Below are 20,106 nucleotides of genomic sequence, written 5' to 3'. Positions count from 1 at the left end.
CCCCGAGCGCCCCCACCCACCCCGAGGACCTCCGTGACGCATGTCGGCCAGTCGGCCTCTGCCGCAGGGCAGCAGGGCGCAGACCCCGCCGGCGGCGCGGCCCCCGACGGCCGCGCGACCTGGCGGGACGTGGTGGCGGCGTACGTCAGTCTCACCAAGCCCCGGGTGATCGAGCTGCTGCTGCTGACCACCGTGCCGGTGATGTTCTACGCCGCCCGCGGCGTGCCGGAGCTGGGACTGGTCGTCTGGACCGTCCTGGGCGGCACCTTCTCGGCCGGCTCGGCCTCGGTCTTCAACTGTGTCTACGACCGCGACATCGACGAGCAGATGCGCCGCACCCGCCGCCGCGCGCTGCCCCGTCACATCGTGACCCCGCGCTCGGCGCTGGTGTTCGGCACCGTGCTCGGCGTGCTGTCGACCGTGATCCTCTACCTCGGGGTCAACGCGCTCTCGGCGCTGCTGTCGGTGACCGCCATCGCGTTCTACGTCTTCGGCTACACCATGCTGCTCAAGCGGCGCACGACCCAGAACATCGTCTGGGGCGGCATCGCGGGGTGCTTCCCGACCCTCATCGGCTGGACCGCTGTGACCGGGTCGCTGTCGTGGACGCCGGTCGTGCTCTTCATGGTCGTCTTCTTCTGGACCCCGCCCCACACCTGGGCGCTGGCCCTGCGCTACCGCGAGGACTACGCCCACGTCGACGTCCCGATGCTGCCGGTGGTCAAGCCGGCCCGTGAGGTCGGCCGCCAGATCGTGCTCTACAGCTGGGTCATGGTCGCCACCTCGCTGCTGCTGTGGCCCGTGGCCGGCACGGGCCCGTTCTACCCGGCCGCGGCCGCCGTGCTCGGCGCGGTCTTCCTGCTCGAGGCCCACCGCATGTGGGGTCGCACCCGCGGCACCGAGGACCTGAGCGTGATCCAGCCGATGCGGCTGTTCCACTCCTCGAACCTCTACCTCTCGCTGCTCTTCGTGGCCGTCGCGCTCGACCCGCTGCTCAGTTTCTGAGGGCTCCCCGACCGGGGCCCGCCGGCGCGGCCCCTCGGGACGCGTCGACCGCTATGGGGCCACCGCGGGCCCACTGCGCAGGTCGTCGTCGCGTGCTGGACGTCGCCGGCCAGCACCCGGTCGCGCGCACCACGCCACGTCCCGTCGCGGGACGAGGTCGACCGCCACGGCCGCGGCGGGCGGGCCGTCGTGCGCGACGATCAGCGGCCGGAGCCGACCGGCTCGCGCAGGTCGTCGGAGCCGAGGTCGGCGCCGAGGGCCACGGGGTGCGGGTGCCGCACGGTCAGCAGGGCCCAGGTGACGGAGGCCGCGATGAGGGCCGAGCCGAGCACGTGGAAGGCCACGAGCACGACGGGCAGGTCGGTGAAGTACTGCACGAAGCCGATGAGCCCCTGCGCCAGCTCGATCACGAGCAGCAGCGCCACCGCACGGCGGGTGCGTCGGGGCGCGCCGGTGGCGTGGACGGCGAAGAGCAGGCCGATGGTGAGGCCGAGGAGCAGGAAGACGCTGTCGGCGTGGAGCTGGCTGACCGACTCGGGGTCGAGGCCGTTGCGCTTCGCGTCGAGGTCGCCGGCGTGGGGCCCGGACCCGGTGACGACGGTGCCGACGTAGAGCACGGCCCAGGCCGCGGCGAAGGTCGCCCAGGCCAGCGCGACCACGGGCCCGCGGACGGCGGGGCCGACCCCGTCGACGACCTGCAGGAACCGGACCGAGAGGCACACGATGGCCAGCGAGAGCAGCAGGTGCAGCGAGACGACCCACGGGTTGAGCCCGGTCAGCACGGTGACGCCGCCGATCACGGCCTGCAGCGGGATGCCCAGGCCCATGAGCAGCGCGAGGTTGCGCAGCCGGCGGTCGCCGCTCTGCACGGCGGCCACGAAGGTCGCCACGGCGATCGCGGCGAGCACGAAGGTCAGCAGCCGGTTGCCGAACTCGATCGCGGCGTGCAGCGTCAGCTCGCCGTGGGGGGTGTAGGACCCCTCGAAGCACTCGGGCCAGGTGGGGCAGCCCAGCCCCGAGGCCGTCAGCCGCACGGCCGCGCCGGTGACCACCAGCACGGCGTTGGCCACCAGCGAGGCCCAGCCCAGGGGTCGCACGTAGCGCCCCAGGCCGGAGGGGCGGGCGGAGGACTCGGTCATTCCCACGTGAACGTCCTTGCGGTCGCGACGGTGCCGACGACGGTCCACGCCGCGAGCACCAGGAGGGCCGGCCAGGCGACCTGGCCGTCGATGAGGGCGTCGCGCATGGCGCCGCCGAGGGCCCCGGAGGGCAGCCAGCCGACGACCTCGCCGAACCCGCCGTACGCCGAGGCGGGCAGGACGACGGCGCCGCCGGCCATGAGGAGCAGGTAGACGAGGTTGGCGGCGGCCAGGGTCGCCTCCGCCCGCAGCACCCCGGCCACGAAGAGGCCGAGGGAGGCGAAGGCCGCGGTGCCGAGCACCACGGCGAGCACGCTGGCGGTGACGGCGCCGAGCGCGGAGCCGTCGGCGCCGGGCACGGGGCGCCAGCCGAGGGCCAGGGCGACCGCGGCGATCACCGCGACCTGGAGCACCTCGACGAGGAGCAGGGCGAGCACCTTGCCGGCCAGCAGGCCCGAGCGCGGCAGGGGCGAGGTGCCGAGGCGCTTGATCACGCCGTAGCGCCGCTCGAAGCCGGTGGCGATGGCCAGCGAGGTGAAGGCGGTCGACATGACGGCCAGCGCCAGCACCCCGGGGGTGAACACGTCGACGGGCGTGGCCTCGAGGTCCAGCCCGACGCGGTCGGCGGCCAGGACGCCGCCGATGAGCACGATGACCGGGATGACGACGGCCAGCAGCAGCTGCTCGCCGTTGCGCAGCGTGAGCCGGGCCTCCATGCGCGCCTGGGCGAGCACCTGCCGGCCCAGGGGAGCGGCGCCCGGCCGGGGCACGAAGGTGCCCGTGGCGGCGGGCACGGCCCGCTGGGTGGCGCTCATGGCGTCAGCTCCCGTCCGGTGAGGTCGAGGAAGACGTCCTCGAGCGTGCGGGTGCCGAGGGTCAGCGACTCCGGCAGCACCGCGTTGTCCTCGCACCAGCGTGACACCCGGGCCAGCGTGGAGGCGTCGGCCGGCCCGGTGACCTGGAGGCTGAGGGAGTCGAGCAGCCGCACCTCGGTGCCCGGACCGAGGGCGGCGGTGAGCGACTCGGGGGCCCCCGGGGGGAAGGGGCGGGTCACCACGAGCCGGATCGTCGAGACCGCGCCGCCCCGCGTGAGCTCCAGCGGGGAGCCGGAGACGACGAGGCGGCCGTGGTCGATGATGTGGACGAGGTCGGCGAGCCGCTCGGCCTCCTCCATGTAGTGGGTGGTGAGGACGACGGTCACGCCGTCGCCGCGCAGCTCCTCCAGCAGGTCCCACACGGAGCGACGCACGGCGGGGTCCATGCCGGCCGTCGGCTCGTCGACGAAGACCAGCTCGGGCCGCCCGACCAGGGCCAGCGCGAGGCCGAGACGCTGCTGCTGACCGCCCGAGAGGCGGCGGTAGGGGGTGCGCCCGCACTCACCGAGGCCGAGACGCTCCGAGAGGAGCGCGGGGTCGAGCGGGTGGGCGTGCAGCGCCGCGACGTGGCGCAGCATCTCCATGGCCCGCACCCCGCTCCACGCGCCGCCGCCCTGGAGCATGACCCCGATGCGGGGGAGCAGCTCGCGTCGGTCGCGCACCGGGTCGAGCCCCAGCACCCGCACGGTGCCGGCCTGCGGCCGCCGGTAGCCCTCGCAGGTCTCCAGCGTGGTCGTCTTCCCGGCGCCGTTGGGGCCGAGCACGGCGGTGACGGAGCCCCGCGGCACGCGCAGCGAGAGGGAGTCGACGGCGGTCTTGTCGCCGTAGCGCATCACCAGGCCGTCGACCTCGACGGCGGGGGCGTCGAGCGGATCGGCGGCGGGCACGCCCCCAGTCTAGGAAGCCGCACCCCGTGGCGACGAGGCGAGGTCGCCTCGCCGCGGCGGGGTGCGTGCGGCGGTGCCCTACCGTTGCCGTCCGTGAACCCCTTCGTCCTCGGTGCGGTGGTCGTCCTCGGCCTCGCCGTCGCCGTCCTGGCCGTCGTGCTCGTGGTGCGCGACGTCGCCGTGCGCCACAGCGACCTGCTCTTCGGCCTGATCGCGCTCCTGGAGCTGGCCCTGCTGGTGCAGCTGGTCACCGGGTCGGTGGCCCTGGCCGGCACGGAGCGCGACGTCGAGGGCGTCACCTTCGTCGCCTACCTGGTCACCAACCTGCTCGCGCTGCCGATCGGGGCCTTCTGGGCCCTCGCCGACAAGACCCGCGTGGGCGGGGCGGTGGTGCTGGTGACGGTGCTCACGGTGCTCGCCCTCCAGCTCCGCCTGGTCTCGATCTGGGCGGGGGCCTGAGGTGCGCGACCCCGCGCTCTCCTCCGGCGCCGGTCGCGTGCTGGTCGCGGTCTACGCCGTCTTCGCCGTCGCCGCCACGGGGCGCTCGGTGCTGCAGCTGGCCACCGAGCCGGGCCGCGCGCCCCTGGCGTACTCGCTCTCGCTGCTGGCCGCTGTGCTCTACGTGCTGGCCACGACCTGCCTGGTCGTGGGCGGCGCCCGTGCGTGGCGGGTGGCCGTGGTGGCCTGCTCGGTCGAGGCGGCCGGGGTCGTCGCCGTCGGGGCGCTGAGCCTGGTCGCCACCGACCTCTTCCCCGACCGGACGGTCTGGTCGCACTTCGGCCAGGGCTACGGCTTCCTGCCCCTCGTGCTGCCGTTCGTGGGGCTGTGGTGGCTGCGCCGCACCCGCCCGGGGGCGCACCCCGGCAGGTAAGGGTCGCCTTCCTTGAACGGCCTCCGGCATTAACGGCACACTGGCGTTGTGGAATTCGACGAGACCTCCCTGCGCAGCGGCGACCAGCCGCGCGGCGGGGACCAGACGACGCGTCAGCGCGTCGCGCGGTCGATCCTCGTCAACGGCGCCTCCACCGCCGTGGCGCTCGCGGAGCGGCTCGACCTGACGCCGGCCGCCGTGCGCCGCCACCTCGACCAGCTGGTCGAGGAGGGCGCGGTGGAGTCGCGCGAGGCCCGCACCGCCACCCGGGGCCGGGGCCGACCCGCCCGGGCCTTCGTGCTGACCGAGCGGGGCCGCGAGGGCTTCGACCAGCAGTACGACGACCTCGCCGTCCAGGCCCTGCGCTTCCTGTCCGAGACCGGGGGCGATGACGCCGTGCGCGAGTTCGCCGAGCGCCGGGTGGGCTTCATCGAGGAGCGCTTCGGCGTCGTCGAGGCCGCCCACCCCGAGCTCAGCCCCGCGCAGGTGCTCGCCCGGGTGCTCTCGGAGGAGGGCTACGCCGCCGCCGTGCGCGACGTGCCGGTGGGGGAGCAGCTGTGCCAGCAGCACTGCCCGGTGAGCCACGTGGCCCACGAGTTCCCCCAGCTGTGCGAGGCGGAGACCGCGGCCATCGGCCGCGTGCTCGACCGCCACGTGCAGCGCCTGGCCACCATCGCCCACGGCGACGGGGTCTGCACCACCTGCATCCCCGACCTCCCGCAGCAGCACGACCCGCAGGACCCAGACCAGCAGCAGGCCTCCGGCCTCGCGCGCACCACCAGCCAGCAGTCCGCAACCAAGAAGGAGCAGGTCAGCTCATGACGACCATCGACGAGCGCAACCCCGAGCTCGAGGGCATCGGCCGCTACGACTTCGGCTGGGCCGACTCCGACGTCGCCGGCGCCACCGCCAAGCGCGGCCTCTCCGAGGAGGTCGTGCGCGACATCTCCTCCAAGAAGAGCGAGCCGCAGTGGATGCTCGACCTGCGCCTCAAGGGCCTCAAGCTCTTCGGCCGCAAGCCGATGCCGAGCTGGGGCTCGGACCTGTCGGGCATCGACTTCGACAACATCAAGTACTTCGTGCGCTCCTCGGAGAAGCAGGCCGCGACCTGGGACGACCTCCCCGAGGACATCAAGAACACCTACGACAAGCTCGGCATCCCGGAGGCGGAGAAGCAGCGCCTGGTCTCCGGCGTGGCCGCGCAGTACGAGTCGGAGGTCGTCTACCACTCGATCCGCGAGGACCTCGAGGAGCAGGGCGTGCTCTTCCTCGACACCGACACCGCGCTCAAGGAGCACCCGGAGCTCTTCCAGGAGTACTTCGGCACCGTGATCCCGGTCGGCGACAACAAGTTCGCCGCGCTCAACACCTCGGTGTGGTCGGGCGGCTCGTTCATCTACGTGCCCAAGGGCGTCCACGTGGACATCCCGCTCCAGGCCTACTTCCGCATCAACACCGAGAACATGGGCCAGTTCGAGCGCACGCTGATCATCGTCGACGAGGACGCCTACGTGCACTACGTCGAGGGCTGCACCGCGCCGATCTACTCCTCCGACTCGCTGCACTCCGCGGTCGTGGAGATCATCGTCAAGAAGGGCGGCCGCTGCCGCTACACGACCATCCAGAACTGGTCGAACAACGTCTACAACCTCGTCACCAAGCGCGCCACCTGCGAGGCCGGCGCGACCATGGAGTGGGTCGACGGCAACATCGGCTCCAAGGTGACGATGAAGTACCCCGCCATCTACCTCATGGGCGAGCACGCGAAGGGCGAGACGCTGTCGATCGCCTTCGCCGGCGAGGGCCAGCACCAGGACGCCGGCGCCAAGATGGTGCACGCCGCCCCGCACACCTCCTCCTCGATCCTGTCGAAGTCGGTGGCCCGCGGCGGCGGCCGGACCTCCTACCGCGGCCTGATCCAGGTCAACGAGGGCGCCCACGGCTCGAAGTCCAACGTGCTGTGCGACGCGCTGCTGGTCGACCAGGTCAGCCGCTCCGACACCTACCCCTACGTCGACATCCGCGAGGACGACGTCTCGATGGGCCACGAGGCCAGCGTCTCCAAGGTCTCCGACGACCAGCTCTTCTACCTGATGAGCCGCGGCATGGAGCAGGACGAGGCCATGGCCATGATCGTGCGCGGCTTCGTCGAGCCGATCGCCAAGGAGCTGCCGATGGAGTACGCCCTCGAGCTCAACCGCCTCATCGAGCTGCAGATGGAGGGCGCGGTCGGCTGAGCCGGCCCCACCCACTCCCTGCGCAGCCGCAGCGACCGACGTACCCACCAGCACCAGGAAGACACTTTTCGTGACTGTGACCGATGCTGCCCGCGAGAGCGTGGCATCCGCCCTCGAGGCCGACCAGGTGGTCAGCCACCTCAACCCGCCCGCGTCCTACGACCTCGCCGACCACCCGGTGCCCACCGGGCGCGAGGAGATCTGGCGCTTCACGCCGCTCAAGCGGCTGCGCGGGGTGCTCGAGGGCACGCCCTCCGACGACCGCCTGACGTGGGACACCACGCTGCCCGACGGCGTCACCGTGAGCACGATCAGCACCGCCGAGGCCCGTGCGCTCGGTGAGCTGGCGCCCAACGACCGGCCCTCGGCGCTGGCCGTCGAGCTCGCCGGCGGGGCCACGCTCGTCGACGTGCCGGCCGAGCTGGAGACCGACGGACCCGTGCTGATCGACCTGCACGGCGAGTCGGCCGACCAGCTGGTCTGGGGCCACCTGGTGATCCGCGTCGGCGCTTACGCCAAGGCCACGGTGGTGCTCACCCACACCGGCTCCGCGCGTTACTCCGCCACGACCTCGGTGCTCGTGGGCGAGGGCGCCCAGGTCAACGTGCTGACCCTCCAGGACTGGGACGACGACGCGGTCCACCTCGGCCGCGACGCCATCCGCGTCGGTCGTGACGCCACCGTGCGCCACACCGCGGTCTCCTTCGGCGGCGACCTGGTGCGCCTGCACGCCAACGTCGAGTACGACGGCCCCGGCGGCGACGCCGAGCTGCTCGGTCTCTACTTCGCCGACGCCGGCCAGCACCTCGAGCACCGCCTGTTCGCCGACCACAACGCCCCGAAGACCAAGAGCAACGTGGTCTACAAGGGCGCCCTGCAGGGCGAGGGCGCGCACGCGGTGTGGATCGGCAACGTCCTCATCCGCAAGGTCGCCGAGGGCATCGAGACCTACGAGGAGAACCGCAACCTGGTGCTCACCGACGGCTGCCAGGCCGACTCCGTGCCGAACCTCGAGATCGAGACCGGCGAGATCGAGGGCGCGGGCCACGCCTCGGCCGTCGGCCGCTTCGACGACGAGCAGCTGTTCTACCTGCGCTCGCGCGGCATCTCCGAGCCGGAGGCGCGCCGCCTGGTGGTGCACGGCTTCTTCAACGACCTCGTCCGCAAGGTCGGCGTGCCCTCGGTGGAGGAGAAGCTCCTCGCCACCGTCGAGGAGGAGCTGTCGAAGAACGTCCTGCAGGAGCTGTCCTGATGGGCTTCACCCGCGCCTGCGCGCTCGACGAGATCCCGACCGACGAGGGCTTCGCCGCCACCGTCGACGGTGTCGACGTGGCGCTGGCCCGCGAGGGCGAGGAGGTCTTCGCCCTGCAGGACCTCTGCTCCCACGCCGCCGTCGCGCTGAGCGAGGGCGAGGTCGCCCCGGGCGCCGGCGGGCAGTGCCAGATCGAGTGCTGGCTGCACGGCTCCCGCTTCGACCTGCGCACCGGCAAGCCCACCGGCTTCCCGGCCACCGAGCCCGTCGCGACCTTCCCGGTGGAGGTCCGCGACGGTGAGGTGCACGTCGACGTCACGACGACGCTGAACGGCGTCAAGCCGGCCTGAGCCGGCACCCCACCACTTCCGACCCGGCTCCTCCGAGCCACCCCACCAGGAGAAGGACCACACATGAGCACGCTGGAGATCAAGGACCTGCACGTCTCGGTCGACACCGAGGACGGGCCCAAGGAGATCCTCAAGGGCGTCACGCTGACCATCGGCGACAACGAGACCCACGCGATCATGGGCCCCAACGGCTCGGGCAAGTCGACCCTGGCCTACTCGATCGCCGGGCACCCCAAGTACACCGTCACCGGCGGCACCGTGACCCTCGACGGCGAGGACGTCCTGGCCATGAGCGTCGACGAGCGCGCCCGCGCCGGACTCTTCCTGGCCATGCAGTACCCCGTGGAGGTGCCCGGCGTCTCGGTGTCGAACTTCCTGCGCACCGCCAAGACCGCCATCGACGGCGAGGCCCCCAAGCTGCGCACCTGGGTGAAGGACGTCAACGGCGCCCTCGAGCGGCTCAACCTCGACCCGTCCTTCGGCACCCGCTCGGTCAACGAGGGCTTCTCCGGCGGCGAGAAGAAGCGCCACGAGATCGCCCAGCTCGAGCTGCTGGCCCCCAAGGTCGCCGTGCTCGACGAGACCGACTCCGGCCTCGACATCGACGCGCTCAAGATCGTCTCGGAGGGCGTCAACCGCTTCCGTGAGCAGGAGGGCAAGGGCGTGCTGCTGATCACGCACTACACCCGCATCCTGCGCTACATCACCCCCGACTACGTGCACGTCTTCGTCGACGGCAAGGTCGCCGACCAGGGCGGCCCGGAGCTGGCCGACCAGCTCGAGGCCGAGGGCTACGACAAGTACGTCAAGGCGGCGGTCTGACCATGTCGAGCCAGACCACGGCGCGCCTCGACGGCCTCCTGCCCGAGCTGGAGGTGATCCGCGCCGACTTCCCGATCCTGTCGCGGACCCTGGCCGACGGCCAGCCGCTGGTCTACCTCGACAGCGCCAACACCTCGCAGAAGCCGCAGTGCGTGATCGACGCGATGGTCGACCACCTCGAGCGGCACAACGCCAACGTCGCCCGCGCCATGCACCAGTTGGGCGCGGAGTCCTCGGAGGCCTTCGAGGCGGCCCGCGACAAGGTGGCGGCGTTCATCGGCGCTCCCAGCCGTGACGAGGTGCTCTTCACCAAGAACGCCTCCGAGGCGCTCAACCTGGTGGCCAACACCCTCGCGTGGGCCCGTGGCCCGCTCGAGGTGGGCGAGGGCGACGAGATTGTCATCACCGAGATGGAGCACCACTCCAACATCGTGCCGTGGCAGCTGCTCACCCAGCGCACGGGCGCGACGCTGCGCTGGTTCGGGCTGACCGACGAGGGCCACCTCGACCTCTCGGCCGTGGACGACCTCATCACCGAGCGCACCAAGGTCGTCTCGCTCACCTGGGTGTCGAACATGCTCGGCACCGTCAACCCGGTCGCGGCGATCACCAAGCGCGCCCACGAGGTCGGCGCCCTCGTCGTGGTCGACGCCTCCCAGGCCGCCCCGCAGCTGCCGATCGACCTCGCCGCCATGCCCGAGGACGAGCGGCCCGACTTCCTGGCCTTCACCGGCCACAAGGTCGTCGGGCCCACCGGGATCGGCGTGCTCTGGGGTGCCCGCGCGGTGCTCGAGGCGCTCCCGCCGTTCCTCGGCGGTGGCGAGATGATCGAGACCGTGCGCATGGAGTCCTCGACCTACGCCGGGATCCCGCACAAGTTCGAGGCCGGCACCCCGCCGATCGTCGAGGCCGTGGGCCTGGGCGCGGCCGTCGACTACCTCTCGGCCGTAGGTCTCGACGCGGTGCACGCCCACGAGCAGGCGCTGACCGGCTACGCCCTCGAGGGCCTGGCCACGGTGCCCGGTCTGCGGGTGCTGGGCCCGCTCGACGCCCGCGAGCGCGGCGGCGCGATCTCCTTCGAGATCGACGGGGTCCACCCCCACGACGTCGCGCAGGTGCTCGACGTGCGCGGCATCGCCGTGCGGGCCGGCCACCACTGTGCGCGACCCGCGCACGCCCGCTTCGGTGTGCAGAGCTCCACGCGCATGTCGTCGTACCTCTACACGACGCCGACGGAGATCGACGCGCTCGTGGAGGCGCTGCACTACACGCGCAGCTACTTCAAGCTCTGAGCCCGCACCACCCGCACGACCCCGACCCGATCACCCCACACCGACCCCGGAGGGAGGCGGCCCGATGAGTGCCGAGCTCGACTCGCTGTACCAGGAGATCATCCTGGACCACTACAAGAACCCGCACCACAAGGGACTGCGCGACCCCTACGAGGCCGAGGTCCACCACGTCAACCCGACCTGCGGCGACGAGGTGACCCTGCGCGTGCACGTCGCCGACGGGGTCGTCGCCGACGTCTCCTACGACTCGGTGGGCTGCTCGATCTCGCAGGCCTCGGCCTCGGTGATGACCGACCTCGTCATCGGCAAGCCGGTCGCCGAGGCGATGGCGGTCCACGAGGAGTTCCTCGCCCTGATGCAGGGCAAGGGCACCGTGGAGCCCGACGAGGAGGTCCTCGAGGACGGCATCGCCTTCGCCGGTGTCGCCAAGTTCCCCGCGCGCGTGAAGTGTGCCCTGCTGTCGTGGATGGCCTGGAAGGACGCCACGACCCGTTCCCTGGAGGAGACCCCATGACCGAGACCTCGCCCACCCCCGACCACGCCGACCTCCCCGACGTGCCGGAGGCCGCCGCCGGCGGCGTCGGCACCTCGACGGTCAGCAAGGACGACGTCTACGAGGCGATGAAGGACGTCGTCGACCCCGAGCTCGGCATCAACGTCGTCGACCTCGGCCTCGTCTACGACCTGCACCTCGACGAGCGCAGCAACCTGGTCATCGACATGACGCTGACCTCGGCGGCCTGCCCGCTGACCGACGTCATCTCCGACCAGACCGACTCCGCCCTCGAGGGCCTGGTCAACGACGTGGCCATCAACTGGGTCTGGATGCCGCCGTGGGGCCCCGACAAGATCACCCCCGACGGCCGCGAGCAGCTGCGCGCCCTCGGCTTCAACGTCTGAGCCGAGCGCCGGGGCCCCGCCCTCGACCCCGCGCCCTCACCGAGGGCCGCTACGGTCGGGTGGCGGGGTTTGCGCTGTCCGGGACGGGCGCGGGGCTCGTGGGCTGCTGAAGCGGCGCAATTGCTGAGGTCCGGTGGGGTCGGCGGGGGAGTTTGCGTGGTCCGGGACGGGTGCGGGGCTCGTGGGCTGCTGACGTGGCGCAATTGCCGAGCGGCCGACGGGCCGACGGGCCGCCTGCGTAGGCTCCGGACATGACCGGCACCGACGACCCCGAGGCCCTGCCGCCTAGCACCGAGGGGTTCGTGCCCGACCACCCCGAGGTGCGCGCCTTCTGGGAGCGCGCCCGGGTCCACGCCCGGCTCAACGTCGCGCCGACCTACTTCGGCCCCACCACCCTGGAGGTGGTGCCGCCGCCGGCGTGGTCCTTCGGGTCCACCCCGGAGCAGGCCGACGCCCTGCTGGCCCTGGTGCTCGACGGCACCAAGACGGCCACGGCCAGCGCGGCCGAGGAGTACGGCGAGGAGCCGCTGCCCCGACCGGGTCAGCTCGGCATCCTCCTCGACGGTCGCGGTCGTCCGCGGGCGCTGGTGGAGACCACCGCGGTGGAGGTCGTCGCCTTCGACCGCGTCGACGCCGAGCACGCCCGCCTCGAGGGCGAGGGCGACCGCAGCCTCGCCCACTGGCGCGAGGTGCACGAGCGCTTCTTCGCCGAGACCGCCGGCCCCGGGCGCGGCTTCGACCCCTCCATGCCGGTGGTGCTCGAGCGGCTGCGGGTGGTCTGGGCAGAGCCCGACGGCCCCGGCGGCCGGTGAGCGGCCCGGGCGCCGCCGGGGCGCGCGGCGCCGGGGCGGAGACGGTCCTGGTGCCGCCCTCCCGGCTCGAGCGCTGGGTGGTCAACTTCCGCGCCCGCCACGGCGCGACGGCCCTCGCGGTGGCAGGAGGCGCGCTCACCGGGGCGGCGGAGGACTCCTCCACCTTCACGGCCCGACTGCCCTTCGACGCGGCGTACGCCGGCCTGCCCGACCCGGTCGCCTTCGCGGCCGGGGCCACGACGCCCGACGACTGGGGCCTGCTGCTGGTGCGCAAGGGCGGCTTCGCGGTGGCCCGGCTGAGCGGCGGGGCCACGGTGGCCTCCAAGGTCGGTCAGCGGCACGTGCAGGGCCGCACCAAGGCCGGCGGACAGAGCCAGCAGCGCTTCGCACGCCGCCGTGACAACCAGGCCCGTCAGGCCTACGAGGCCGCCGCCGACCACGCGGCCCGGCTGCTCGGCGACCTGCGCGGTCCGCTCGTGGGCGGCGGCGACCGCACGGCGGTCGAGGAGGTGCTCGCCGACCCCCGCCTGCGTCGACTCGTGCCGGTCGAGCCGTGGCTGCCGGTGCCCGACCCCCGGCGGGCCGTGCTCGAGCAGGCGGCGCGCGACGCGGCGGCCGTGCGGGTCACGGTGGTCAACGCGGGCGCCGAGCCGGGGGAGGCGACATGAGCACCCGGCTGCTGCTGCTCGCCGACACCCACCTGCCGAAGCGGGCCAGGGCGCTGCCCGAGGAGCTGTGGGACGCGGTCGCGCGGGCCGACCTGGTCGTGCACGCCGGCGACTGGGTGGAGGTCGGCCTGCTCGACGAGCTGGAAGAGCGGAGCACCCGACTGGTGGGCGTCTGGGGCAACAACGACGGCCCCGCCCTGCGGGCCCGGCTGCCCGAGGTGGCGCGGGTCGAGGTCGAGGGCCTGCGCCTCGAGGTGGTGCACGAGACCGGCGACGCGCGCGGCCGGGAGCGGCGCTGCGACCTGGCCCACCCCGACACCGACCTGCTGGTCTTCGGCCACAGCCACGTGCCGTGGGACAGCGTCACCGAGGGTGGCATGCGGTTGCTCAACCCCGGGTCGCCCACCGACCGGCGCCGCCAGCCGCACTGCACCTACGTGACCGCCACCGTCGCCGCGGGGGAGGTCCACGACGTCGTGCTGCACCGGCTGCCACCACGGGTGCCGTCGGGTCGGTCCCCGCGTGCACCCGCGCGCCGCGCCTGATCTGCCGTCCTCCCGGCCCCGCAGGCCCTAGTCTCCCCAGCATGTGGCAGCCCGAGCCCGGCTGGCACCCGCTCCCCGGAGGCTCCGGCGCCTCCACCGTGGGGGCGTGGCGCGCGGTCCGCGGCGACCAGCCGGTGGTGGTGAAGCGGCTCGCCGCGCCCGTCGGCGACGACCCGCCGGAGCTGTCGGACCCCCACCACTTCGCGTACTGGCGCCGCGACGCCGACGTGGCCGGCGCGCTCGTGGTGGACCGTGCTCCGGGCCTGCGACCCCCCGCGGTCTGCGACGTGGAGGAGGACCCCGACGGCATCACCCTGGTGCGGGAGTGGGTCGAGGACGCCGCCGTCAACGGGCTCTTCGCCGCGCACGCCATGGGCCGCTTCGCCGGGGCCGACCTCCCCGACCTGCCGTGGCTGGCCCGCGACCAGCTGCGCGACCGGCTGCGCCGCACCGAGCGCCGCGGCGGCTGGCCGACGCTGGCCCGCACGACCGTCGCCGACGTGGCCGACCACCTGTGGCGGCGGCGGGTGGTGTTCCTCGACGCCGTCGACGCGCTGCCGCAGGTCGCCCAGCACGGCGACCCGACACCGGCCAACCTGCCGGGCCGAGCCGGCGACGAGGTGGTCGCCATCGACTGGGGCAGCCTCGGCCGCGGGGCGGTCGGTGCCGACCTCGGCTACTACGCGCTCTCGGCGCGCGAGGAGTTCGAGCCCCTGCTCGACGCCTACCTGCTCGGGCTCCCCGCGGGGGTCGCGACCCGCGACCAGGCGGCGCTCGGTGCTCGGGTGACCGCGGTCTTCACCGCGCTCAGCCGCGCCGAGTGGGCGCTGGCGCGCGTGGCCGGGGGAGAGGGCGCCCTGGCCGGCAAGTACCGCCACCCCGCCGTCGCACCCCACCTGCGCGCCCTCCAGCGCCAGTTCCCCCTGGTCGAGGCGCTCCTCCAGCACTGACGGCGGCGCCCACGGAGCCGCCGGAGGCCCTCAGAGGTCGTCGGTGGCGAAGGTGTCGCAGTCCTCCAGCGTCCCGCCGGCGTAGCCGACCCCGAACCAGCGCTGCCGTGAGGCCGACGAGCCGTGGGTCCAGCTCTCCTCGTCGACGGTGCCCTGGGCCTGCTGCTGGATCCGGTCGTCGCCGACCGCGGCGGCCGCGCCGAGGGCCTGGCGGATGTCGTCGTCGGTGAGCTCCGCGACCAGCACCTGCCCGGAGGAGTCCTCGGTCGTCGTGGCCGCGTGCGCCCACATGCCGGCGTAGCAGTCGGCCTGGAGCTCCAGTCGCACCGAGTCCGACCGCGGGCCCTCCTGAGTGCGGACCCGTCCCATCGTGCCCAGCAGGTTCTGGACGTGGTGGCCGTACTCGTGAGCCAGCACGTAGGGCTCCACGAAACCGCCGTCGGGTCCGCCGAGCTGGTCCTCGAGCACCTGGTCGAAGAAGGCGGTGTCGAGGTAGATCGTCTCGTCGGGCGGGCAGTAGAACGGCCCCACGGCCGAGGTCGCCTCGCCGCAGCCGTCGGTCGCGACCGACCCGGTGAAGGTCACCAGCGCCTGCTCGGCACGGAACCGCGAGCCGAGCTCGTCGGCCCAGAAGTCGGTGAGGGAGTTCTCCACCGCCACGCGGGCGCAGTCGGCGGAGGCGTTGGCGTCCTCCCCGGTCTCGCACCCGGCGTAGCGGTCGGTGCCGGCGTCCATCCGGCTCGTGTCGTACGCCGAGGAGCCCGCACCGCCCGGGTCGGACCCCCCGCCCCCGACGCACTGGGTCAGCACCAGGACGAGCACCACCAGCACCACGGCGCCGATCCCGCCGCCCCCGACCAGCCCGCCCGGCAGGCCCCCGGGCAAGGCGCCGCCCCCGCCGCCCCCGCCGCCCCCGCCGCCCAGCGCGCCGCCGAGCGGTCCTCCGGAGCGGGACGCACGACCGCGGCCGCGGTCGCGCGTGCGTCCGGTGTCGAGACGGGCCTTGGGGTTGAAGCGCATGGCGGGGCTCCTGTGTCGCATCGCACCCCGGGCGGAGGCGCTGGTGGTCGGGACGGCCCGCGCGCGGACCTAGACTGGTGACCCTATGATCACCGCCCACCAGCTCGAGGTCCGCGCCGGAGCCCGGCTCCTCATGAAGGACGTGAGCTTCCGCGTCGCCGCCGGCGACAAGGTCGGCCTGGTCGGTCGCAACGGCGCCGGCAAGACCACGCTCACCAAGATCCTCGCCGGCGAGGCGCTCCCGGCCGCCGGCAGCGTCACCAGCTCCGGTGACGTCGGCTACCTGCCCCAGGACCCGCGCACGGGCGACCCCGAGGTGATGGCGCGCGACCGGATCCTCAGCGCCCGCGGACTCGACGACGTGGTGCGGCGACTGCGCGACGCGGAGGAGCAGATGGCCTCCGAGGACCCGGCCGTGGCCGACAAGGCGATGCGCCGCTGGAGCCGCGCCGACGCCGAGCTGCACGCCGGCGGCGGCTACGCCGCCGAGTCGGAGGCGGCCACCATCGCCGCCAGCCTCGGCATCGAGGAGCGGTTGATGACCCAGCCGCTGAAGACCCTCTCCGGCGGTCAGCGCCGCCGCGTCGAGCTGGCCCGCATCCTCTTCTCCGGCGCCGAGGTGCTCATCCTCGACGAGCCCACCAACCACCTCGACGCCGACTCCATCGTGTGGCTGCGTGACTTCCTCAAGGCCCACAAGGGCGGCTTCATCGTGATCAGCCACGACAACGCCCTGCTCGAGGAGACCGTCAACAAGGTCATGCACCTCGACGCCAACCGTGCCGTCATCGACGTCTACAACATGGGCTGGCGCCACTACCTCACCCAGCGCGAGACCGACGAGAAGCGTCGGCGCCGCGAGCGGATGAACGCCGAGAACAAGGCCAAGACCCTCACCGACCAGGCCAACAAGATGCGGGCCAAGGCCAGCAAGGCCCAGGCCGCGCAGTCGATGCTCAAGCGCGCCGAGAAGATGATGGCCGGCATCGAGGGCGAGCGCGCCGCCGACAAGGTGGCCCGCATCCAGTTCCCCGCCCCGGCCGCCTGCGGCAAGACCCCCCTGACGGGTCAGGACCTCTCCAAGGCCTACGGGTCGCTGGAGGTCTTCACCGGCGTCGACCTGGCCATCGACAAGGGATCGCGCGTGGTCATCCTCGGCCTCAACGGCGCCGGCAAGACCACGATGCTGCGGATCCTGGCCGGCGTCGACCGCTCCGACACCGGCGAGGTCGTGCCGGGCCACGGGCTCAAGCTGGGCTACTACGCCCAGGAGCACGAGACCCTCGACACCAGCCGCACGGTCCTGGAGAACATGCAGAGCGCGGCCCCGCAGCTCACCGACACCGAGGCCCGCAGCGTGCTGGGCTCGTTCCTGTTCTCGGGCGACGACGCCAACAAGCCCGCGGCGGTGCTCTCGGGAGGGGAGAAGACCCGGCTCGCGCTGGCGAGCCTCGTCGTCTCCAGCGCCAACGTGCTGCTGCTCGACGAGCCCACCAACAACCTCGACCCGGCCTCCCGCGAGGAGGTGCTGGCCGCGATCCGCACCTACGAGGGCGCGATCATCCTGGTCACCCACGACGAGGGCGCGGTGCGCGCACTGGAGCCCGACCGCGTGCTGCTGCTTCCCGACGGCGACGAGGACCTCTGGAACGACGGCTACGCCGACCTGGTGTCGCTGGCCTGACCTCCGGCCCGGCGACGCGGTGTCGGCGGGGGTTCCTAGACTCCGGTCATGACCACCGCCCCCGTCGTCCCGCTCGACCCCGACCTGCTCGCCGCGGCCCACCTGCGGGTCGACCGCACCGGACCGGTGGTGACGGTGACCCTCGACCGGCCGGAGGCGCGCAACGCGCAGACGCCCACGACGTGGCGGGCGCTGGCCGCGGTCGGGGCCTCCCTCGACGACGAGGTGCGCGTCGTGGTGCTGCGCGGTGCGGGCGCGAGCTTCTCCGCCGGCCTCGACCGCTCGATGCTCGACCCCACGCGGTCGGCGCCGGGCGTGGAGTCGGTGGTCGACCTGCTGGCCATGGACGACGCGGGCATGTCGGCGACCATCGACGACTACCAGCGCGGCTTCACCTGGCTGCGCGACCCGCGCTGGGTCTCGGTCGCGGCGGTGCAGGGCCACGCCATCGGTGCCGGCTTCCAGCTCGCCCTCTCCTGCGACCTGCGCGTGCTCGGCGACGACGCCCAGCTGTGCATGAAGGAGGCCGCCCTGGGCCTGGTGCCGGACCTCACGGGAACAAAACCCCTGGTCGAGGCGGTTGGCTACGCGAGGGCGCTGGAGATCTGTGCGACCGCCCGGGTGGTGCCGGCCGAGGAGGCCGTCAGCATCGGTCTCGCGCTGGCGGCCGTGCCGACCGACCAGCTCGACGACACGGTCGCGCACCTCGTCGCCGCCCTGGTCGCCCCGATGAGCGGGGCGGTCCGCGAGACCAAGGCCCTGCTGCTCTCGGCGTCGAGCACCCCGCTCGAGGAGCAGCGTCGTCTGGAGCGCGAGGCGCAGGGTCGCCGGTTCCGCGAGCTCGCGGCGCTGGCCGGGGCCTGACCCGGGCCCCAGGGGCCTGACGGAGACGAGAGAAGGCGAGCGTGTCGGGGATGATGGGAGCAGGCGCCTCGTGGCGCAACCTGCGCGCTGACCGCAGCGTGATGGACAACCGCATCGAGGGACGCACGGTGCGCCGCGTGCTCGGCTTCGCGCGTCCCCACCGGCGCCTGATCGGCGTCTTCCTGCTCTTCACCGTCATCGACGCCGCCACCGTCGTGGTGACCCCGCTGCTGGTGCAGCGCATCGTCGACGACGGCATCCTCGCCGACGACCGCTCGGTGGTGACGGTGCTGGCGCTGGCCATGGCCGGGTTCGCCGTCTTCAGCGCGGTGCTGAGCGTGCTCAGCGCCTGGCTCTCCTCGCGCATCGGCGAGGGCCTCATCTACGACCTGCGCACCCAGGTGTTCGCCCACGTGCAGCGCCAGTCGATGGCCTTCTTCACCCGCACCCAGACCGGGGCCCTGGTGTCGCGGCTCAACAACGACGTGATCGGCGCCCAGCGCGCCTTCACCTCGACGCTGTCGAGCACGGTGTCCAACTCCATCGCCGTGGTCGTCGTGGGCATCACCATGCTCGCCCTCAGCTGGCAGGTCACGCTGCTGTGCCTGGCCATGTTCCCCCTGCTCTTCGCCGCGTCGCGGTGGGTGAGCAGCCGGCTGGCCGGCCTGACCCGACGCCAGATGGACGGCAACGCCAGCCTCGGCAACGTGATGACCGAGCGCTTCAACGTCAGCGGCGCGATGCTGCTCAAGCTCTTCGGGCGCCGCGGCGAGGAGGACGAGCTCTTCGGCGAGAAGGCCGCCGTCGTGCGCGACCTGGGGGTGCGGATCTCGCTGATCACCCGCATCTTCGGGGCGGCGATGATGCTCGTGCCCGCGCTGGCCACCGCCCTGGTCTACGGCGTGGGCGGCCAGCTGGCCATCAGCAGCCAGCTCACCGTGGGCACGCTCCTGGCCCTCGCCACGCTGCTCCTGCGCCTGCTCGGGCCGCTCCAGGGTCTCTCGAACGTGCGCATCGACGTCATGACCGCGCTGGTGAGCTTCGAGCGTGTTTTCGAGGTGCTCGACCTGCCGTCGCTGATCGAGGAGCGGCCCGGAGCGGTCGCGCTCCCGCCCACGGCGTCCCGGGTCGAGTTCGACCGGGTCTCCTTCACCTACCCCGGGGGCGACCGCATCTCGCTGCGCTCCCTCGAGGCGGTCTCCCGCACCGAGGAGCACGACCCGGTGCAGGTGCTGCACGACCTCAGCTTCACCGCCGAGCCCGGCCGGATGGTCGCGCTCGTCGGCCCCTCGGGCGCCGGCAAGACCACGGTCACCCACCTCGTGGCCCGCCTCTACGACGTCGACTCCGGCACGGTGCGTGTCGACGGCCACGACGTGCGCGACGTGACCCTCCAGTCGCTGGAGGACGTCGTCGGCTACGTCACCCAGGACGCCCACCTCTTCCACGAGACGATCCGGGCCAACATGGTCTACGCCCGGCCCGACGCCGACGACGAGGCCATCTGGGCCTCGCTCGAGGCCGCGCAGATCGCCGGGCTCGTGCGTCGGCTGCCCGACGGTCTCGACACCGTGGTCGGCGACCGCGGCTACCGCCTCTCCGGCGGGGAGCGGCAGCGCCTGGCCATCGCCCGGCTGCTGCTGAAGGCTCCGTCGGTGGTGGTGCTCGACGAGGCGACCGCCCACCTCGACAGCGAGTCGGAGGCGGCCGTGCACCGCGCCCTCGACGCCGCGCTCGAGGGGCGCACGTCCCTGGTCATCGCCCACCGGCTCTCGACGATCCGTCAGGCCGACCTGATCCTGGTGCTGCACGAGGGTCGTATCGTCGCCCGCGGCACCCACGACGAGCTGCTGGCGGAGGGCGGGCTCTACGCCGACCTCTACCGCACCCAGTTCGTCGACGACACCACCTCCGACACCGCAGGAGTCTGACC

Annotated in this window: 22 protein-coding genes; 18 read left to right on the top strand and 4 right to left on the bottom strand. The window is 73.1% G+C overall.

Features of this window, described 5'->3' with window-relative positions:
* Positions 1-33: 33 nt before the first annotated feature.
* Complete coding sequence (locus M3673_RS08985) at positions 34-1,005, top strand: heme o synthase (RefSeq protein ID WP_251533085.1); 972 nt, start codon at positions 34-36, stop codon at positions 1,003-1,005.
* Between the two features lie 200 nt (positions 1,006-1,205).
* On the opposite strand, the gene M3673_RS08980 is transcribed toward M3673_RS08985, so the two are convergent.
* From M3673_RS08980 to M3673_RS08970, 3 genes are read right to left on the bottom strand one after another with little or no spacing between them, the layout of a single operon-like run.
* Complete coding sequence (locus tag M3673_RS08980; RefSeq protein ID WP_193660915.1) at positions 1,206-2,144, bottom strand: heme A synthase; 939 nt, start codon at positions 2,142-2,144, stop codon at positions 1,206-1,208.
* The gene (locus tag M3673_RS08975; RefSeq protein ID WP_251533083.1) at positions 2,141-2,959 is read right to left on the bottom strand and encodes an ABC transporter permease; all 819 of its coding nucleotides are present in this window, start codon (positions 2,957-2,959) and stop codon (positions 2,141-2,143) included. Before M3673_RS08975 ends, M3673_RS08980 begins: the two co-directional genes overlap by 4 nt.
* Positions 2,956-3,852 carry an ABC transporter ATP-binding protein gene (locus M3673_RS08970; protein WP_193661532.1) on the bottom strand — a complete coding sequence of 299 codons (897 nt, stop codon included), beginning with the start codon at positions 3,850-3,852 and terminating at the stop codon, positions 2,956-2,958. Before M3673_RS08970 ends, M3673_RS08975 begins: the two co-directional genes overlap by 4 nt.
* A 147-nt stretch (positions 3,853-3,999) precedes the next feature.
* Here M3673_RS08970 and M3673_RS08965 point away from each other — a divergent pair, with 147 nt between their 5' ends.
* The 14 genes from M3673_RS08965 (at position 4,000) to M3673_RS08900 (ending at position 14,605) form a co-directional block, all read left to right on the top strand.
* A complete protein-coding gene (locus M3673_RS08965; protein WP_056864345.1) occupies positions 4,000-4,365 on the top strand; it encodes a hypothetical protein in 366 nt (121 codons plus the stop codon).
* Between the two features lies 1 nt (position 4,366).
* Positions 4,367-4,777: a hypothetical protein gene (locus tag M3673_RS08960; RefSeq protein ID WP_251533079.1), complete on the top strand. Its 411-nt coding sequence runs from the start codon at positions 4,367-4,369 to the stop codon at positions 4,775-4,777.
* 48 nt (positions 4,778-4,825) lie between these two features.
* Positions 4,826-5,599, top strand: coding sequence for a metalloregulator ArsR/SmtB family transcription factor (locus tag M3673_RS08955; protein WP_251533077.1), 774 nt, complete (start codon positions 4,826-4,828; stop codon positions 5,597-5,599).
* Positions 5,596-7,014: a Fe-S cluster assembly protein SufB gene (gene sufB, locus M3673_RS08950; protein WP_193660910.1), complete on the top strand. Its 1,419-nt coding sequence runs from the start codon at positions 5,596-5,598 to the stop codon at positions 7,012-7,014. Before M3673_RS08955 ends, sufB begins: the two co-directional genes overlap by 4 nt.
* A 70-nt stretch (positions 7,015-7,084) precedes the next feature.
* Positions 7,085-8,266: a Fe-S cluster assembly protein SufD gene (sufD, locus tag M3673_RS08945; protein ID WP_056864349.1), complete on the top strand. Its 1,182-nt coding sequence runs from the start codon at positions 7,085-7,087 to the stop codon at positions 8,264-8,266.
* Positions 8,266-8,616: a non-heme iron oxygenase ferredoxin subunit gene (locus M3673_RS08940; RefSeq protein ID WP_056864350.1), complete on the top strand. Its 351-nt coding sequence runs from the start codon at positions 8,266-8,268 to the stop codon at positions 8,614-8,616. The genes sufD and M3673_RS08940 overlap by 1 nt, the downstream gene beginning before the upstream one ends.
* 63 nt (positions 8,617-8,679) lie before the next feature.
* The gene (gene sufC / locus M3673_RS08935; RefSeq protein WP_056864351.1) at positions 8,680-9,438 is read left to right on the top strand and encodes a Fe-S cluster assembly ATPase SufC; all 759 of its coding nucleotides are present in this window, start codon (positions 8,680-8,682) and stop codon (positions 9,436-9,438) included.
* A 2-nt stretch (positions 9,439-9,440) separates the two neighbouring features.
* Positions 9,441-10,730: a cysteine desulfurase gene (locus M3673_RS08930; RefSeq protein ID WP_056864352.1), complete on the top strand. Its 1,290-nt coding sequence runs from the start codon at positions 9,441-9,443 to the stop codon at positions 10,728-10,730.
* A 64-nt stretch (positions 10,731-10,794) separates the two neighbouring features.
* Positions 10,795-11,244, top strand: a complete 450-nt coding sequence (gene sufU, locus M3673_RS08925; RefSeq protein ID WP_056864353.1) for a Fe-S cluster assembly sulfur transfer protein SufU — start codon at positions 10,795-10,797, stop codon at positions 11,242-11,244.
* Complete coding sequence (locus M3673_RS08920) at positions 11,241-11,630, top strand: metal-sulfur cluster assembly factor (RefSeq protein ID WP_056864354.1); 390 nt, start codon at positions 11,241-11,243, stop codon at positions 11,628-11,630. The genes sufU and M3673_RS08920 overlap by 4 nt, the downstream gene beginning before the upstream one ends.
* A gap of 251 nt (positions 11,631-11,881) precedes the next feature.
* Positions 11,882-12,442: an ASCH domain-containing protein gene (locus M3673_RS08915; RefSeq protein WP_193660907.1), complete on the top strand. Its 561-nt coding sequence runs from the start codon at positions 11,882-11,884 to the stop codon at positions 12,440-12,442.
* Positions 12,443-12,492: 50 nt separating this feature from the next.
* A complete protein-coding gene (locus M3673_RS08910; protein ID WP_251533076.1) occupies positions 12,493-13,110 on the top strand; it encodes an acVLRF1 family peptidyl-tRNA hydrolase in 618 nt (205 codons plus the stop codon).
* Entirely contained in the window at positions 13,107-13,655 is a 549-nt protein-coding gene (locus M3673_RS08905; protein ID WP_056904002.1) for a metallophosphoesterase, read from the top strand. Before M3673_RS08910 ends, M3673_RS08905 begins: the two co-directional genes overlap by 4 nt.
* Positions 13,656-13,696: 41 nt before the next feature.
* Positions 13,697-14,605 (top strand): phosphotransferase, encoded by a 909-nt coding sequence (locus M3673_RS08900; RefSeq protein ID WP_251533075.1) that lies wholly within the window; start codon positions 13,697-13,699, stop codon positions 14,603-14,605.
* A 30-nt stretch (positions 14,606-14,635) separates the two neighbouring features.
* Here M3673_RS08900 and M3673_RS08895 read toward each other — a convergent pair whose 3' ends face one another.
* Entirely contained in the window at positions 14,636-15,625 is a 990-nt protein-coding gene (locus M3673_RS08895) for a neutral zinc metallopeptidase (protein ID WP_285839309.1), read from the bottom strand.
* 85 nt (positions 15,626-15,710) lie between these two features.
* Between M3673_RS08895 and M3673_RS08890 the strand changes: the two genes are divergently transcribed.
* From M3673_RS08890 to M3673_RS08880, 3 genes are read left to right on the top strand one after another with little or no spacing between them, the layout of a single operon-like run.
* Complete coding sequence (locus M3673_RS08890; protein WP_251533074.1) at positions 15,711-17,309, top strand: ABC-F family ATP-binding cassette domain-containing protein; 1,599 nt, start codon at positions 15,711-15,713, stop codon at positions 17,307-17,309.
* Positions 17,310-17,357: 48 nt separating this feature from the next.
* Positions 17,358-18,173, top strand: coding sequence for an enoyl-CoA hydratase/isomerase family protein (locus tag M3673_RS08885; protein WP_251533072.1), 816 nt, complete (start codon positions 17,358-17,360; stop codon positions 18,171-18,173).
* A 50-nt stretch (positions 18,174-18,223) separates the two neighbouring features.
* Positions 18,224-20,104, top strand: a complete 1,881-nt coding sequence (locus tag M3673_RS08880) for an ABC transporter ATP-binding protein (protein WP_193660904.1) — start codon at positions 18,224-18,226, stop codon at positions 20,102-20,104.
* Positions 20,105-20,106: the final 2 nt, after the last annotated feature.

The organism is Nocardioides sp. P86 (assembly GCF_023712465.1).
Taxonomy (GTDB): domain Bacteria; phylum Actinomycetota; class Actinomycetes; order Propionibacteriales; family Nocardioidaceae; genus Nocardioides; species Nocardioides kribbensis.
This window is presented reverse-complemented; position numbering and strand designations above follow the sequence as displayed.

What these genes read in the sequence shown, in the direction of transcription:
- M3673_RS08940 (WP_056864350.1), top strand. Translation starts at nt 8,266, where the DNA reads ATGGGCTTCACCCGCGCCTGCGCGCTCGACGAGATCCCGACCGACGAG.
- M3673_RS08975 (WP_251533083.1), bottom strand. Translation starts at nt 2,959, where the DNA reads ATGAGCGCCACCCAGCGGGCCGTGCCCGCCGCCACGGGCACCTTCGTG.
- sufU (WP_056864353.1), top strand. Translation starts at nt 10,795, where the DNA reads ATGAGTGCCGAGCTCGACTCGCTGTACCAGGAGATCATCCTGGACCAC.
- M3673_RS08970 (WP_193661532.1), bottom strand. Translation starts at nt 3,852, where the DNA reads ATGCGCTACGGCGACAAGACCGCCGTCGACTCCCTCTCGCTGCGCGTG.
- M3673_RS08890 (WP_251533074.1), top strand. Translation starts at nt 15,711, where the DNA reads ATGATCACCGCCCACCAGCTCGAGGTCCGCGCCGGAGCCCGGCTCCTC.
- M3673_RS08980 (WP_193660915.1), bottom strand. Translation starts at nt 2,144, where the DNA reads ATGACCGAGTCCTCCGCCCGCCCCTCCGGCCTGGGGCGCTACGTGCGA.
- M3673_RS08885 (WP_251533072.1), top strand. Translation starts at nt 17,358, where the DNA reads ATGACCACCGCCCCCGTCGTCCCGCTCGACCCCGACCTGCTCGCCGCG.
- M3673_RS08920 (WP_056864354.1), top strand. Translation starts at nt 11,241, where the DNA reads ATGACCGAGACCTCGCCCACCCCCGACCACGCCGACCTCCCCGACGTG.
- sufC (WP_056864351.1), top strand. Translation starts at nt 8,680, where the DNA reads ATGAGCACGCTGGAGATCAAGGACCTGCACGTCTCGGTCGACACCGAG.
- M3673_RS08900 (WP_251533075.1), top strand. Translation starts at nt 13,697, where the DNA reads ATGTGGCAGCCCGAGCCCGGCTGGCACCCGCTCCCCGGAGGCTCCGGC.
- M3673_RS08905 (WP_056904002.1), top strand. Translation starts at nt 13,107, where the DNA reads ATGAGCACCCGGCTGCTGCTGCTCGCCGACACCCACCTGCCGAAGCGG.
- sufB (WP_193660910.1), top strand. Translation starts at nt 5,596, where the DNA reads ATGACGACCATCGACGAGCGCAACCCCGAGCTCGAGGGCATCGGCCGC.
- M3673_RS08895 (WP_285839309.1), bottom strand. Translation starts at nt 15,625, where the DNA reads ATGCGCTTCAACCCCAAGGCCCGTCTCGACACCGGACGCACGCGCGAC.
- M3673_RS08880 (WP_193660904.1), top strand. Translation starts at nt 18,224, where the DNA reads ATGATGGGAGCAGGCGCCTCGTGGCGCAACCTGCGCGCTGACCGCAGC.
- M3673_RS08915 (WP_193660907.1), top strand. Translation starts at nt 11,882, where the DNA reads ATGACCGGCACCGACGACCCCGAGGCCCTGCCGCCTAGCACCGAGGGG.
- M3673_RS08930 (WP_056864352.1), top strand. Translation starts at nt 9,441, where the DNA reads ATGTCGAGCCAGACCACGGCGCGCCTCGACGGCCTCCTGCCCGAGCTG.